This is a genomic window from Kosakonia sp. YIM B13588 (assembly GCF_042788165.1).
In the GTDB taxonomy this organism is placed as follows: Bacteria; Pseudomonadota; Gammaproteobacteria; order Enterobacterales; family Enterobacteriaceae; genus Kosakonia; species Kosakonia sacchari.
The window spans coordinates 137,374-152,400 of the sequence record NZ_JBHZPO010000013.1 but is presented as its reverse complement, the minus strand read 5'-3'; the positions used below and the strand labels follow the sequence as shown (position 1 = coordinate 152,400).

At 51.0% G+C, this 15,027-nt stretch carries 17 protein-coding genes; 8 read left to right on the top strand and 9 right to left on the bottom strand.

Features of this window, described 5'->3' with window-relative positions; translation table 11 throughout:
- From ACFX4U_RS19895 to ACFX4U_RS19880, 4 genes are all read left to right on the top strand, one after another.
- On the top strand, positions 1-492 hold a 492-nt coding region (locus ACFX4U_RS19895), incomplete at its 5' end, for an RHS repeat-associated core domain-containing protein (protein ID WP_380218648.1).
- 10 nt (positions 493-502) lie between these two features.
- A complete protein-coding gene (locus tag ACFX4U_RS19890) occupies positions 503-952 on the top strand; it encodes a hypothetical protein (protein ID WP_313507971.1) in 450 nt (149 codons plus the stop codon).
- 170 nt (positions 953-1,122) lie between these two features.
- The gene (locus ACFX4U_RS19885; protein ID WP_313507970.1) at positions 1,123-1,779 is read left to right on the top strand and encodes a pentapeptide repeat-containing protein; all 657 of its coding nucleotides are present in this window, start codon (positions 1,123-1,125) and stop codon (positions 1,777-1,779) included.
- Between the two features lie 285 nt (positions 1,780-2,064).
- On the top strand, positions 2,065-2,244 hold the full coding sequence (locus tag ACFX4U_RS19880; protein WP_313507969.1) for a hypothetical protein: 180 nt from the start codon (positions 2,065-2,067) through the stop codon (positions 2,242-2,244).
- Between the two features lie 278 nt (positions 2,245-2,522).
- Here ACFX4U_RS19880 and ACFX4U_RS19875 read toward each other — a convergent pair whose 3' ends face one another.
- Positions 2,523-3,110: a DUF4291 domain-containing protein gene (locus ACFX4U_RS19875; protein WP_313507968.1), complete on the bottom strand. Its 588-nt coding sequence runs from the start codon at positions 3,108-3,110 to the stop codon at positions 2,523-2,525.
- Positions 3,111-3,719: 609 nt separating this feature from the next.
- Between ACFX4U_RS19875 and ACFX4U_RS19870 the strand changes: the two genes are divergently transcribed.
- Entirely contained in the window at positions 3,720-4,193 is a 474-nt protein-coding gene (locus ACFX4U_RS19870) for a hypothetical protein (protein ID WP_313507967.1), read from the top strand.
- 347 nt (positions 4,194-4,540) lie between these two features.
- Positions 4,541-5,518 (top strand): AEC family transporter, encoded by a 978-nt coding sequence (locus ACFX4U_RS19865; RefSeq protein ID WP_200551298.1) that lies wholly within the window; start codon positions 4,541-4,543, stop codon positions 5,516-5,518.
- A gap of 17 nt (positions 5,519-5,535) precedes the next feature.
- Here the strand turns inward: ACFX4U_RS19865 and ACFX4U_RS19860 are convergent, their stop codons facing one another.
- The 8 genes from ACFX4U_RS19860 to ACFX4U_RS19825 form a co-directional block, all read right to left on the bottom strand.
- Complete coding sequence (locus ACFX4U_RS19860) at positions 5,536-6,330, bottom strand: SDR family oxidoreductase (RefSeq protein WP_313507966.1); 795 nt, start codon at positions 6,328-6,330, stop codon at positions 5,536-5,538.
- 132 nt (positions 6,331-6,462) lie between these two features.
- Complete coding sequence (gene nikR / locus ACFX4U_RS19855; protein ID WP_313507965.1) at positions 6,463-6,864, bottom strand: nickel-responsive transcriptional regulator NikR; 402 nt, start codon at positions 6,862-6,864, stop codon at positions 6,463-6,465.
- Positions 6,852-7,637 (bottom strand): nickel import ATP-binding protein NikE, encoded by a 786-nt coding sequence (gene nikE, locus ACFX4U_RS19850; protein WP_313507964.1) that lies wholly within the window; start codon positions 7,635-7,637, stop codon positions 6,852-6,854. The genes nikR and nikE overlap by 13 nt, the downstream gene beginning before the upstream one ends.
- Entirely contained in the window at positions 7,634-8,398 is a 765-nt protein-coding gene (gene nikD, locus ACFX4U_RS19845; protein WP_313507963.1) for a nickel import ATP-binding protein NikD, read from the bottom strand. The genes nikE and nikD overlap by 4 nt, the downstream gene beginning before the upstream one ends.
- Complete coding sequence (gene nikC / locus ACFX4U_RS19840) at positions 8,398-9,231, bottom strand: nickel ABC transporter permease subunit NikC (protein ID WP_313507962.1); 834 nt, start codon at positions 9,229-9,231, stop codon at positions 8,398-8,400. Before nikC ends, nikD begins: the two co-directional genes overlap by 1 nt.
- Positions 9,231-10,172 carry a nickel ABC transporter permease subunit NikB gene (nikB, locus tag ACFX4U_RS19835; protein ID WP_313507961.1) on the bottom strand — a complete coding sequence of 314 codons (942 nt, stop codon included), beginning with the start codon at positions 10,170-10,172 and terminating at the stop codon, positions 9,231-9,233. Before nikB ends, nikC begins: the two co-directional genes overlap by 1 nt.
- Positions 10,169-11,740, bottom strand: a complete 1,572-nt coding sequence (nikA, locus tag ACFX4U_RS19830) for a nickel ABC transporter substrate-binding protein (protein WP_313507960.1) — start codon at positions 11,738-11,740, stop codon at positions 10,169-10,171. Before nikA ends, nikB begins: the two co-directional genes overlap by 4 nt.
- Positions 11,741-11,997: 257 nt before the next feature.
- Positions 11,998-12,855 (bottom strand): LysR family transcriptional regulator, encoded by an 858-nt coding sequence (locus ACFX4U_RS19825; protein WP_313507959.1) that lies wholly within the window; start codon positions 12,853-12,855, stop codon positions 11,998-12,000.
- Between the two features lie 99 nt (positions 12,856-12,954).
- Here ACFX4U_RS19825 and ACFX4U_RS19820 point away from each other — a divergent pair, with 99 nt between their 5' ends.
- Together ACFX4U_RS19820 and arnB are read left to right on the top strand one after the other, a co-directional pair.
- The gene (locus ACFX4U_RS19820) at positions 12,955-13,461 is read left to right on the top strand and encodes a phenolic acid decarboxylase (protein ID WP_045507718.1); all 507 of its coding nucleotides are present in this window, start codon (positions 12,955-12,957) and stop codon (positions 13,459-13,461) included.
- A 428-nt stretch (positions 13,462-13,889) separates the two neighbouring features.
- Positions 13,890-15,026 (top strand): UDP-4-amino-4-deoxy-L-arabinose aminotransferase, encoded by a 1,137-nt coding sequence (gene arnB, locus ACFX4U_RS19815; RefSeq protein ID WP_313507958.1) that lies wholly within the window; start codon positions 13,890-13,892, stop codon positions 15,024-15,026.
- Position 15,027: the final 1 nt, after the last annotated feature.

The window sequence follows — 15,027 nt, the reverse complement described above, 5'->3', positions numbered from 1 at the left end:
CACTACAACACCTTCCGCTACTACGACCCCTGCGGTGGACGCTACACCCAGATGGACCCGATAGGGTTACTGGGTGGGCTGAATACGTATACGTATGTCGTGGATCCGCTGGGATGGGTGGATCCATGGGGTTTAATGTGTGTCCCCGCGAAACCGGAGAAGGTAGTAAATGCCCTTAAGAACTTTGCAGGTAAAGATTTCCATATCGGAAGTCAGACGTTTAAGTTAGATAAATCTGGGATGAAACATATCTTAGAGCGTCATCATCCAGAATATTGGGATGGATCTTCTAAAGCACAGCAAAGTTTCCTTTCATCGAAAATGTCAATTAATGATGTTACTGATGCGATTACTGCTGTGATGAAACAGAACAGAGAAGTACTAGTTAATAGAGGAAGTCAGGGAATGTATCAAATCCAAGGCATACATGACGGTGTTGAATATACACTTGGTTTAAATAAAGGCCGAATTGGTCAGTTTTATCCTAACTAGGAGTTTTCAAATGATTGAAGTTGCAAGCTACATTAAACATAAAAAGAAATTTATCAACATTTTTGAGTTTGAAGGCGTTATTGATGATCCAAATTATATTGAGGGTGGGTTGATATTAAATGTTAACGGGGTTGAGCTTATCAATCTTGAAATGTGGGATTATATCGATCAGCTATGGGCATATATTTCAACAGGACTCAATCTTGCCGCAGAAGATAAAGAGTTCGAAACTAACTTTCCTGACCAGCCAATTAAAATGAAATTCAAACCCATCAGGCAAGAACTGTTATTGAGCGTTAATTGTCATACTAACACAAAAGTTATTGTGGAGAAAAATGCGTTTGTTAATGATATGTCTAAATATGCACTAGCATTCTTCGAGAGACTATCTAATTTGAAAGGTGTTGATAAAAATAACTATCATTATGAAATAAAAATGTTAAAGAATTTAATTGATTAAATATTTTGCAGTGCTATTTAAAATATTGATAAATGTAACATACTCGAACCTGCACTTTTAGTATTTGTACCTCTGCCGCGAAACTGGGCTGCATTACAATATCGTCTGCTACTACGCCCTCTGTTGCGGGAGTTATACCCAGATAGACCCTAGAGCTACTGGATGGATTGATGAGTAAGAAACTGAAAAAAGAATTAGTTGAGAGATGGAACCATGACTTGGATTTTGATATCAATCATAGTCTTAAAAAAGAAAACTGGAAGGATAAGAATATACCTAATTCTCGCTGGGTTGAGCATCCTTTTGGCACAACTGAAGAAGGCAAAATCGATTTTAGGGGTTTTCCGTTTAGAGAACCTCTTAAATACCATTACCTACAAAACATAGATTTTTCTTATTCATTATCGCTTAATGAGATGACTAAAGGGTATGGGCTGTCTCGCGGTGGGAGCATTATTTCATCTTTAATTGAACATTGTTCTTTTGTTGAGTCTTTAATGCCTGCGAATTTATCTGAAAAATTCGTTGGATGTAATTTTGATAAGGCTGTTTTTGACTCGGCAAGAATAAATGCATTATTTGAATCATGTACTTTCATTAAATGCAAAATAAAAAATGTTCTTGGTGAGATGAGGTTTATTAATTGCAGCTTTGTGGGGGCTAATCTGACAAAGTCTAATTTTTACTCCTGTTATTTTGAAAATTGTCAGTTTGATGAAGCAAATTTCTCTGGGTGCAATATTTCAGGATCAACGTTCGTTGGTACTAAACCATCAGAATCTCAGATAGCAAGTTGTGCCGTGGCAGATAAGTTGAAATTTATGTGAATATAAATTCATCAGGAGACATTTTTGGGCTGATTTAATTATTTGAGTTCGATCACGCCCAACCTTTTGTTTTGAATTGTCGGGGTGTAAATATTGGAATTTATGCGGTGTGCGGATTTTTATAGCTAAAAATATTCAATTGAAAGCTATTAAGAAGAAGTTTATGGCTGTTTCTTTTTCAGAATTAGGAAATATTCCCATTGCTGGGAAAGTATCTTTCTTCAATTATATTGATCTGACGACATATATACATTAGTAAACACTGATACGTCAGGAATTCTCTTTATGTTCTTTGGAATGAAAATGAATAATGATTTCTCGACCTTAAATGAAGTAATTATGGATGTGGCCGTAAAGATTAGGCATGCAGATACACCTGGCGAGGGAGAGATAAATGCATTGTATCGGGAGTTAGACGGTATTTGTGATACGTATAAAGATGAAGACTTTGTTCCTAAAAAATAATTTATGTGCTTTTTATCCTTCACGTTAATCTTGAAGGTATGTTTCAATATTCATCAAAGAGAAATTCTGCTTATTTCTCCGAATTTAATTTCAGGGGCAACGAATATATTGAGAGGTTTTTTGGGTTAAAAATAATTTTTATATGCTTAAAGTTGTGTCTGGGAATGAATGATAATATTAAAAAAACTACCATGAGCATCTCGATAATACATCCAGCCTTCATGGCTGACTGTATTGTTTCGACTGTTAGACTCTCTTTCTTACATAACCCATGTTAATTAAATATCATAAACCCGCTCTTCCGGTAACAATTCAAGTGCTTCGCTGATGCGATCATTTTCCACCAATTCATGAATTTTTGCGGCAAGTTCCGTAACATCGCTAATGTTCACAATCCATTTCTGGCAGTAATCGGCGACCGCCTGATTACGCAACCCTATCTGAATCGTGCGGTGATCCAGTTTGTTCAAACGGATATCACGCTCCGGATCCCACTGGATAACCACATCCGACGCTTTTATTTGGCTTTGCCACTCGGCTTCTTCTGTGCCGGAGTTCCGGTGATGGCTCAAAATTCCCTGATTAAGGATTTGCTTAAACCCTTCATGGCTCAAATCGATAGCCAGGATTCGGTGTTGATTTGGATCTTTCTTCCCCCAGCCGGAGCGGTACATCATCCACAGAAAAGAGGGTTTAATCCATGTCATGCGGGTCATACTGAAAGGCGGTGAGACGAGGGTGCCATGCTCAAGTGCGCTGTCTGCGATGGCGTCGGAATAAGCCTGGTAAACGCGGATAAAATCGTTGTTGTAGAATGCTCTTAACTGCTTTTCGTCAGCTAATTCATCTACCTGGTATTTTTTCATTATTCGTGTACTCATCCTAAGTAAACATATTGCCTGGCTATTCTAGCACAGCGCTTAACGTCGAGGATATGCATGATACCGAAGCACAAAAATCATTAGTGTTCGAATAATGTCATTCATATGCAAACCGCATTCCATCCGTGTCGATGTAACAAATTACATTCAGTATCAAAAAAATTAATCGAGATTTTCTGGTCAGGGACAATGTTGCTGATCTTAATTACATCGCTAACTGTTCAGCATTCAATGTAATTGATAGCATAGGCGATATATACCTCTTTCGGAAATTCCTTATCGGTCTTGAAAGTGATGTCACTGATAAACGCTTTCAAAACGAAACAGGTTTACCTACCAATAACCGTAGTTTTTATAATGAAAATATAGCGTATACGATTTGTCGTACATTATTTTATGGACATAACAGCCGCGATTAGATGAAAAAATATTTATAAAAGAAAAGTTATTGTATGCGCTACACTCCTTAAAAAGCTCATCCTTTCAAGGAAGTGATAAAAGAAATTATTCGCATGTAGCATTAGTTCATTCTGGGTTTATTTAATTTTATATATCGTGCATCAGAGATATTTTAATGGTTACGGAAGGATGGTTATGGTTGACTTTAACGCAGATATTGTGAGCTTTGTATCATTAGGGAATGTTCATCTTGGAGAGTCCATTGACCTTTACCTGGATGATATTTTTAATAATTATACTGTGGAAATAAAAGAGTATACTCTGCCTGCACCGTTAAATGAAATCCGGTATGCCTATTCTGTGCAAAATGGCACGTTAATAATTGCAACCACTACGGATGATATTATTGTTTCAGTCGGCTGCAATGAAAAATATGCCGGGAAATATAAAAACAGATTGTATGCCGGTATTACCCTGGAAGAACTTTCTCAGCGTAGCAAAGACCTGCGTATTCTGAACGGTGCGCTGATTGTTGACCAGGATTATGGCCTCTCATTTACGCTGCCGCCGCCATACGATGAGATTGCAGATTCCCTTGAACAAATTCCACATGATTTATCGCTGAATGAAATTTATGTGTGCGATCATTCCGGCTGGGTAACCAAATAATAAGCTTACCTTTGCAAACTCCGTTGATAATGTCTGAGGTCGTTCAGCTCCGGGGACAAAATCAACGGAGTTTTTACATCGATATTAACAACGCCATCTTACCCTCCTCATACACAAATTATCGGTCACCAATCGCAGCTGCTTGACCAGGCTACAATCCCTTCCGGCGCAGAAAATAGAGGAAAACCAGGCGTTAATGCCTGGGTTGCGGGCGTGAGATGAACCCACGTGTTTTTTTAAACTAAAACACCAAAGCTGGCATCAGGCACGCTGACGTTGGTGATACCTTCCCCTATACTGCGGAAAACAAAAGAAAATAACCGCTCGCTACATTTACAGGGTAAAGAATGGATACGGCTGAATTCTTCGCGCAGCTCGCGCAACAACTGCTGCTCTCTGCACCGCTTTTTTTATTGATTGCGCTGGGATATTGCCTTGGGCGCTTCGCCGGTTGGCCGGAATCGGTCAACGAAGGGCTCAACCGCTTCTGCTTTAACGTGGCCATTCCATGCATGCTGTTCAAAGTGATGAGCAAATTCTTCGAAAGCCCGCCGGTGGATATGCGGCTGCTGATTGCCTACTTCGGCACCTGTTTTGTCATCTATGTGATTGGGCGCATCGCGGCGAAAAGCCTGTTCCGTATGGACGCGGTTTCGGCCTCGGTGTTTGGCCTTGCGGGCATTTTCTCCAATAACGTGATGCTGGGTATTCCGGTTGCCATTATTTTGCTTGGCGCTTCGAGTCTCTCGTCGGTGGCACTGGTGCTGGTGTTTAACAGCCTGATTTTATGGACACTGGTGACCGTGTCGGTGGAATGGGCGCAAAACGGCAGTTTCTCAGCGCGGGGAATTGGCAAAACGCTGGTGAGCGTGCTGCGCAACCCAATTATCATCGGTATCTTTAGCGGCTTCGCCTGGAGTTTTTTGATTCATCGCCCGCTGCCGCCGTTCCTCGATAGCCCGGTAAGCATGGTGGCGCAGGTCGCCGCGCCATTAACGCTCATTACCCTCGGGATGAGCTTGTCCCGCTACCAGATCCGCAAAGGATTAGCGGAAAGTTTGACCATCTGCCTGCTGAAACTGATTTTGATGCCTGCTCTGATTTGGCTGATTGCCTGGTTGCTGCATCTGCCGCGCGAAGAGAGCCAGGTGGTGGTGCTGTTGGGGTCAATGGCGGTGGGGATTAACGTCTATCTGATGGCGCAAAAATTCCAGGTGCTGCAGGGCGCGACGGCAACCAGCATGCTGCTTTCCACGCTTCTGTCGACCGTGACCACGCCGCTGTTTATGATCCTGATGACGCATTTCTATCCGAACTGGCCCTGAGGCCAGCCGGAAAATCGTTAAACGATATCATCCACCACGCCGCCGTCCACGCGCAGCGCCGCGCCAGAGGTTGCCGAAGCCTGTTTCGAACAGACATAGACCACCATATTCGCCACCTCTTCCACGGTGGCGGCGCGCTGGATAACTGAACTTGGGCGATTCGCCATCACAAACTCTTTCGCCAGCGTTTCCAGCGACTTACCGGTTTTTTCCATCTCTTCTTTCATCATGCCGGCAAAACCATCGGACATGGTGGGCCCTGGCAGTACGCTGTTAACGGTGACGCCGCTGCCAGCGACAAATTTCGCCAGCCCGCGTGCCAGCGAAAGCTGCGCGGTTTTCGTCACGCCGTAGTGGATCATATCCGCCGGGATATTGAGCGCCGATTCTGAAGAGATAAACACCACACGTCCCCAGCCCTTTTTCACCATTGCGGGCAGCAGCGCACGCGAGAGGCGTACGCCAGACATCACGTTGGTTTGCCAGTAATTTTCCCAGGTCGCATCGTCGGTGGCGTAAAAATCCTGCGGGCCGTAAATCCCGGCGTTATTCACCAGAATATCGACCTCACCGCTCGCTTTCAGTAGTGTTTCCACGCCCTGCGCCGTGCCGAGATCGGCAATCGCGGTACGCAATTTCACACCCGGCACCTGTTTTTCCAGCGCCGCTTTTGCCTTATTCACCGAATCTTCGCTGCGCCCGTTAAGGATCACTTCCGCGCCGCTTTCTGCCAGCCCTTTGGCAATAGCCAAACCAATACCGCCCGTCGAAGCGCTGACCAGCGCAACTTTCCCGTCGAGTGAGATTTTCATTGTCTGCCCCTTATCCAGTGGATTTCACAAATGTATTAAGGCTAGCAGTTGAGGCCCGGAGCGCGTTGCCAATTGTTGCTCATAAAATGTGCGCGTCGGGTTAATACCCGCCGCAGTATGACGGCGGCAACGTTACTCTTCGGCGGCGAGACACTGCAAATGGCCATGACGTACGCCGCGCTGGGCGATAACGTCATCGGCGAAGCGTTGCACATCGCCCATCTTGCCTTTCAGCACGGCGATCTCAAGGCAATCGTCGTGGCTGATATGCACATGCAACGTGGCGACAGATAAGTCGTGATGATGGTGTTGCGTGGCGACAATGCGGCTCGCCAGGTCGCGCTTCTCATGTTCATAAACATACGACAGCACCGCGTAACCCTGCTGTTCATTGTTCTGCACAGACTCCTGCGCCAGTGCACTGCGCAAAATATCCCGCAGCGCTTCCGAACGGTTGTGGTAACCACGCCGCGCGCTAAGGTTGTCCAGCGTATCGAGCAGGTCATCATCCAGAGTTATGGTTACGCGTTGCATGGTTGCGTCCTTTGTAATGAGAGTGGAAAGGCGGGCAGCACCGCCTGTTGTAGCGCCTGGCCTGCCGGTGAACGCAAGCGCAGCGGTGAAGTAACGTCGAGCGTTTCAACCAGCGCGCCAGTCTCCATCACCAGCACGCGCTGGCAAAAACGCTCCACCAGCCGCAAATCATGGGTGATGAACAGACAAGCCACACCGGAACGCTGTTGTAGCCGCTGTAAGAGCCGGATAACGCCCGCTTGCAGCACCAGATCGAGGCTGGAAACCGCTTCATCCAGAATCAATAGCGTGGGTTCCACCGCCAGCGCGCGCGCCAGGCAAACGCGCTGCAACTGCCCGCCGCTCAACTGCGGGGGGCGTTTATCGAGCAGGGAGGTATCCAGCTCGACATCTTCCAGCAGTTGCGTGATGCGTGTCTGCTGCTCTGCTTTGGGCAGTTTCAACAGATGGCGCAGCGGTTCACACAGAATGTCGCGCACGGTTTTACGCGGGTTCACTGCGCTGACCGGATCCTGAAACACCATCTGAATATCGCGGCGAAATGCCTGGCGGGCGCGGGCGTTAAGTTGCTTCAACGGCGTGCCCTGCCAGCGCACTTCGCCTTCGTCTGGTGATTCCAGCCCTACCAGCAGCCGCGCCAGCGTGCTTTTACCGCAGCCGCTGCGCCCGAGCAGCGCCACGGTTTCCCCGCTTTTTAACTGAAAAGAGATATTGTCCAGCACCGGTCGCTGGTGATAGGTGTGCGAGACACCGTTCACATCAAGAAGGTTCATTGCGCAAGCTCCAGTCCATATAGCGCCAGGTGGGCCGCCACTAATTCGCGGGTCACTGCCTGTTGTGGCGCACTGAACAGGGTTTCCACCGTGCCTTGTTCAATAATGCGCCCGTTATCCATTACCGCGACATCATCCGCCAGCCGCGCCACCACGCCCATATCGTGTGTAACCAGCAGCATGCCGGGCTGACGCTCGCGCATGATACGTGCCAGCAAATCGAGAATACGCGCCTGCGCCACCACATCGAGATCGGTCGTGGGTTCATCGGCTACGATAAATGGCGCATCGCTCAGCAGCGCCATGGCGATCATCATGCGTTGCAACATGCCGCCGCTCATCTCGAACGGGTAAAGCGTGAGCACACGTTCGGCGTCCTCCAGCCCGACATCCTGCAATGCAGCGAGCAGTGTAGCGTTATCGGCGGGTTTACCAAGCGCCAGGCAGGTTTCACGTGCATGGCCGGCCATGGTGCGCAGCGGGTTAAAGGCGCTGCGCGGGTTTTGCATAATCGTGGCAACTGTCGTCCCGCGCAGTGTTTGTGGTGTGACGGGCTGACTATCCGCCAGCAGCCGGCCGGCCGTTTGCCGTACACCCGCAGGTAGCACGCCAAGCGCCGCCGCACAGGTTAATGATTTGCCGCTGCCGCTGCCGCCCACCAGCGCCAGTACTCGCCCGCGTTGCAGGGTTAACGACACCTCCTGCACCAGTGGTCGTTCCGCGTGCAGGGTGATATTTTGCAGGCTCAGTTGTGCAGGCATCAGTGGGCGTGCTCCGTTTCCAGATGAGGATCGAGATGGTCGCGCAGCGCGTCGCCCACCAGGTTAAACGCCATCACGCTGATGAACAGCGCCAGCCCTGGCCACACCATTTGCAGTGGCTGCGTCCAGATATATTGCCTGGCATCGTTGATCATCACGCCCCACTCTGGCGTAGGTGCTGTGACGCCAAGCCCGAGGAATGACATCCCGGCGACGTGCAGCATCATATGGCCGATATCCAGCGTCGCCAGCACCAGCAGCGAAGGCACGACCGCACCCGCCAGATGATCGCGAAACACATGCAGATAACTCGCGCCACTTAAACGCGCCGCCAGTACGTACTCACGGCTGCGCAGTGAAATCACCAGACTGCGCACCATGCGCGCATACCAGGCCCAGTGCGAAAGCGCGATAGCGATAATCACGTTGGTCAGCCCTGTCCCAAGCACGCCGACCATAAAAAAGGACAGGATCGACGTGGGAAAGGTCATAAAGATATCCGCCACGCGCATGATGGCCTGATCGACGCGCCCGCCGAGCAGCCCGGCGCAGCCGCCCGCGCTTAAACCAAGCGCCAGCACCAGCAGCAGACACATCATCACCGACCCCAGCGATACCCGCGTGGCCGCCATTAAGCGTGAGAAAATATCGCGCCCCAGGTGGTCGGTACCGAGCCAGTGTTGGCTGCCCGGCGGCAACAGGCGCGTGGGTAAATCGATGGCTTGCGGATCGTAAGGCGTCCACCACTGGCAGGTCAGGGCAATCAACAGCAGCAACAGCAGGATCAGCAGCGCGAAACGCACCGGCCAGCGGGCCGTTTTTATAAAGTGCATCAGTGCGCTCCTCCATGGTGGCGAATACGGGGATCGAGCGCTGCGCTCAGCAGATCGACTGCCAGATTGCACAGCACAAAAACCATCACCATCACCAGCGTAAAGCACTGGATCACCGGATAGTCGCGATTGAAGATGGCCGACACGGCGTAGCGACCAATACCGGGCCAGGCGAAGATGCTTTCGATGATCATCGTGCCGCCAATCAGCTCGCCAATATGCATGCCCAGCGCGGTGATCACCGGCAGTGAAGCATTACGCAAAATATGTCGCCGTTCGGTCTGCTTGTCACTTAACCCGCGCAGCCGCGCCCACGTCACGTGGCGTTGCCCGGCGGCTTCCAGCATGCTGGCGCGCAGCAGACGGGCGTTAATGGCCAGCGACATAAAGGCAATCGACACCGCAGGCAGGATCAGATGCTGCCAGCCGCCATAGCCCATCGCGGGCAGCCACTGCAAATGCACAGAAAAAAACATCACCAGCAGGAAGGCCAGCCAGAAGTTCGGCATCGACACGCCAAGAAACGCCACTGCGCGTACCAGAAAATCCGGCACACCATCGCGGTGGCGCGCTGCCCAGATACCAAGCGGTACGGAGGTGAGCAGGATCAGAGCCAGCGCCGCGCCTGCGAGTTGCAATGTCGCGGGCAGAAAATGCAGTACATCGTCGAGCACTGGTCGCTGCGTGGCATAAGAAATGCCGAAATCAAGATGCAGCGCGCGCCACAGCCAGTGAAGATATTGGCTGGCGAGCGGCTGATCCAGCCCCAACTGAATGCGGGTTGCGGCAATCATCTCCGGTGTTGGCGGCAGGTTTGACAGGCGCAGGTAATCCATTGCCGGATCCCCCGCACCGAGGCGCAGCAGCAGGAAAATCACCACCGAGGCGGCTACGATCATCGGGATCAACAACAGCAGACGGTGCAGTAAAAAGCGGCTCATTGCGCGGCGTCCGGGGTTATCTGATCGAACGGGATCTCCGAGGCGATCGGGGCAAACGGAATGGTGCCGAGCTGCGGTTTTGCCACCACCATCATCGAGATATAACTGATGGGCAGGTAAACCGCGTCGTTGTGTAAACGAGTGAGAATATCCCGGTACAGCGCCTGGCGCGCGCTGTCATCGCTGGTGGTCAGCACTTCGCCAATTTCTTTGTCGATAATCGCTTTGTCCGGCAGGCCTAACTGCGCCTGGTAATCGGCATGCGACGGCACACGCATTGAGCTCATAAACGCATGCGGATCGTACGGTGCGCCCCAGGTGCGGTTGAAAATCATGCCAAAACGGCCATCGCGCTGACGGGCATAAATACTGCTCTCTTCCTCGCCGATCAGAGCGACATCGACGCCTATCTGCTGCAAATTGGCTTGAATGATTTCGGCCATCGACTTACTCAGCGCATCCGTGCCGATATAAGCCAGTTCAATATGCAGCGGTTGCCCCGCTTTTTCGCGGATGCTTTTCCCGGCGGGCAGCAGCCAGCCCGCTTTATCCAGCAGCGCGCGCGCCTGCGCCGGATCGTACTGGCGCGGTTTCAGGCCGATATTGGCATACGGCACGGAAGGGGCGAACAGCGTGTCGGCAACCTGCTGCGTGCCATACAGCGCGCCATCGACCAGCGTTTTCTTATCCACTGCGTAGTTCAGCGCTTCGCGCACAGCTAACTCATTGGTTGGCGTATGCGTGGAGTTCAGCGCCAGCATCACCGTTTCCATTGGCGCAGAAAGCTGGGTGCGCCAGGCGGGGTTCTGGCTGAAACGGGCAAACGTATCCAGTGGCAGCAAGCCCTCGTTGCCGTAGAGCAGGTCGATATCGCCGGTTTCAAATGCCACCGCGCGGCTAGTCGGGTCAGGGATCACTTTGACAATAATTTTGCTAAGTGCCGGTTTCGCGCCCCAATAGTGTTCATTTCGTACCAGCACGTCGTACTGGTTCAGCTTTGATTCCTGTAATACCCACGGTCCGGTGCCAATGGGTGCTTTAATCCCGTTCAGGGTTTCGTGGTTTTTAAACTGCGACGGGGCGATAAAGCGGAACGGGCGGGGCAGGGCGAGCTCTTGCAGGAAAGGGTAGTAGGCGCTTTTCAGGGTGATTTGTAACTGGTTGGGGCTAAGGGCTTTGACGTCGGTGATTTGATTGGCAAGCTCAAGCCAGGCGTGGCGCTGGCGGTTATCCAGCACGGCGCGGAAGTTCTCCGCGGCGGCGGTGGCGTCAAACGGTTCGCCGTTAGAGAACGTCACCCCGTCGCGCAGGGTGAAGACCCAGGTTTTGCCATCCTCCGAATGCGTCCAGCTTGTCGCCAGCCAGGGTTTCACGCCGCCATCGGCCTGGTATTTCACCAGCGGTTCATAAACCATGCTTTGCGCGAACATCTGGTTTGGTGTGTAAAGATGCGGGTTCAGCGGGCCAACATTCACCGGCCAGGCGGTGGTTAGCGTGTTTGGTGCCGCGAAAACGGCAAAGGATGCGCAGAGCAGAAGCAGAGCGCCAGCCTGACGATAGAAAGACACGTTCGGTTTCCTGACGAAAAGTCGGTGGCGAGAAAAGTATGACGATTTTAGTAATTCATCATACGAATAGTATGTTCTGGATCAAAGGCCCTGTTTTTAACAGGGATTTATCGCATTTCGCGTGATGTGGATTGCTTGCTGGTGGGCGGAACACCTGAAGCGCGCAAGGCAATTTATTCGTCAGGATTATCGCTTTGTCTGGCGCAGGCATTGAGCGAGACGTAAAAAGCCGCTTGCAGACATTCAGGGGTAGAGCGCTACCCCTTAAACAGTTGCAGCAGCATTTCTACCTGCTCGTCGAGCGGGGCGAGGTCTTTTTTCACAATCAGATGCAGCGGTGTGGCGCGGCGCGTACCGTGGCTGAGCGGCAGCGTTTTAAGCACACCGCTGTTGAGCAAGGGCTGAATGCGCTCTTCCGGCAGCCAGCCGTAACCCACCTGATACAGCACGGCTTCTACCGCCGCATCGATGGTGGAGAACGTCCACGACTCCTGCGCCACCGGGCTTTGCCGATTGTCGCTTTCGGCAATGCGGATCAGCGGCCAGCCGGCGAGCATCGCTTCGCTTACCTGTTCCGCCGCGCACAGCGGGTGATCGCGGTGCGCCACGGCGACAAAATCAATGTTCATCAGCCATTCGCCGCGCCCGGTCATATCCTGACGGCGGGTCAATATCATGACATCGGCTTGCGCATGCACCGGTAATTCGCTGGAGGCGGTTTCCAGCACTTCGGTCAGCCGCACCTGCGTTTGCGGGTAGCGCTGCTGAAACTGGCGCAAAATGGCAAACAGCCGCGCGCGGGGGAAAATGCTGTCGACCACCAAATCCAGCCGCGTGCGCATACCATTGCGCAGTGTGGCCGCGCGGGTTTCTACCCAGTCGAATGCCTTGAGCAACGGTTTTACCTGGTTGAGCAGCAACTCGCCCGCCGGGGTAAGTACCGCGCGCCGCCCTTCCTGTACCAGCAGAGCAACGCCGAGCCGCTCCTGCAACAGCGCCAGGTTGTAACTGACCGATGACTGGCTGCGGTGCGTCTCTTCCGCCGCTTTCGCAAAGCTCCCCAGCTCCACCACTTTATGCAGTAGCGTCCATTGTTCCAGCGTTGTCTTGTGCATAACGCATCTAAAAAATGAATGAATTTGATGCAAATATAGCGTTATTTAATCGATTTTTGCAGGCGTACGATCATTTAAAACACCAGAGGAGATAAAAAAATGAGCACCTTTGATAAACATGATTTGAGCGGTTTCGTCGGCAAACATCTGGTTTATACCTACGATAATGGCTGGAATTACGAGATTTATGTGAAAAACGCCACGACGCTTGATTACCGGATCCACAGCGGTATCGTGGCGAACCGTTGGGTGAAAAACCAGCAGGCCTACATTGTTCGCGTTGGCGAAAGTATCTATAAAATTTCCTGGACCGAACCGACCGGCACCGATGTCAGCCTGATTGTGAACCTTGGGGATCGCTTGTTCCACGGCACCATTTTCTTCCCGCGCTGGGTTATCAATAATCCGGAAAAAACCGTCTGCTTCCAGAACGATCATATTCCATTGATGGAGTCTTATCGTGCGGCTGGTCCGGCTTACCCTACTGAAGTGATCGATGAATTCGCGACCATTACGTTTGTGCGCGATTGCGGCGAAAATAATGACAGCGTGATTAACTGCGCTGCCAGTGAATTACCGGCCAACTTCCCGCAGAATTTGTCATAAAAATTTCACGCTATTTAATATATTTTGCCGATAACGAATGAAATAATTCATTGCATAATGATATTAATTTTCGTGCGTTCGTTGATGCGCCGTTTAAATAACTACGCTAACGCCTTTGTAGGCATTACAAGGGCGTTAAATATTTCATTTTTTTGACATTCATCACGTTAGGATTTTGCTGTTTTCATTTGTAACCTGTTGTTTGAGAAAAATTATTTTATATTTGTTAAGTTTATCATTCCCCCCTTTTCTTAATCTTGTCCTAATATTCAATTGGTAGCATTCTCCGACTAACCGTAACGAATAATAAATGCAGGAAACGCGCATTCATTATATTTTGGTTTAACTTTCATCCGCCATTTTACTCACTAGCCGCAACGTGTCTTTGTGGCGGTTCGTTAACGCGTCAGTGACGCCAAGGAAAAACGATGAGTGATTTTTTACCGTTCTCACGCCCGTCAATGGGGGATGAAGAGTTCGCAGCCATTCAGCAAGTGCTGGCATCCGGCTGGATCACGACCGGCCCCAAAAATCAGGCGCTTGAAGAGGCTTTTTGTACACTGACGGGCAACCGCCACGCCATTGCCATTAGCTCGGCGACGGGTGGCATGCACGTCACCCTAATGGCACTCGGTATTGGCGCCGGGGATGAAGTGATTACCCCGTCGCTGACCTGGGTTTCCACCCTCAATATGATTGTGCTGCTCGGTGCGACGCCGGTGATGATCGATGTCGATAAAGAGACGCTGATGGTCACGCCGGAAGCGATCGAAGCGGCCATCACACCGCGTACCAAAGCGATTATCCCGGTGCATTACGCCGGTGCGCCGGTGGATATTGACGCCATTCGCGCGATTGGCGAGAAGCACGGCATTCCGGTGATTGAAGATGCTGCTCACGCCGCCGGAACGTACTACAAAGGCCAGCATGTTGGTTCACGCGGCACCGCTATTTTCTCCTTCCACGCCATTAAAAATATGACCTGCGCGGAAGGCGGGCTGGTGGTGACTGACGACGAACAACTGGCAAACCGCATTCGCTGCCTGAAATTCCACGGGCTGGGCGTCGATGCCTACGACCGTCAAACTCACGGACGCGCCCCGCAGGCAGAGGTGATCTCCCCCGGTTTTAAATACAACCTCGCCGATATCAACGCGGCAATTGCGCTGGTGCAACTGGGCAAACTGCCCGCCGCGAATGCCCGCCGCCAGGAAATTGCGCAACGGTATTTGCAGGAACTGGCGGATACGCCGTTTCAGCCGCTGGCCTTGCCGTCATGGCCGCACCAGCACGCCTGGCATCTGTTTATTATTCGCGTCGATGAGCAACGTTGCGGTATTTCGCGTGACGCATTGATGGAAACCCTGAAAGCGCAAGGCATTGGCACCGGCCTGCATTTTCGCGCGGCACATACGCAAAAGTACTATCGCGAACACTTCCCCCTCTCTTTACCCAATACGGAGTGGAACAGTGCACGTATCTGTTCGCTACCGCTTTTCCCGGATATGACCCATGACGACACAACCCGCGTCATTCACGCGCTCCGCAACATTGCAGGGCGCTGAT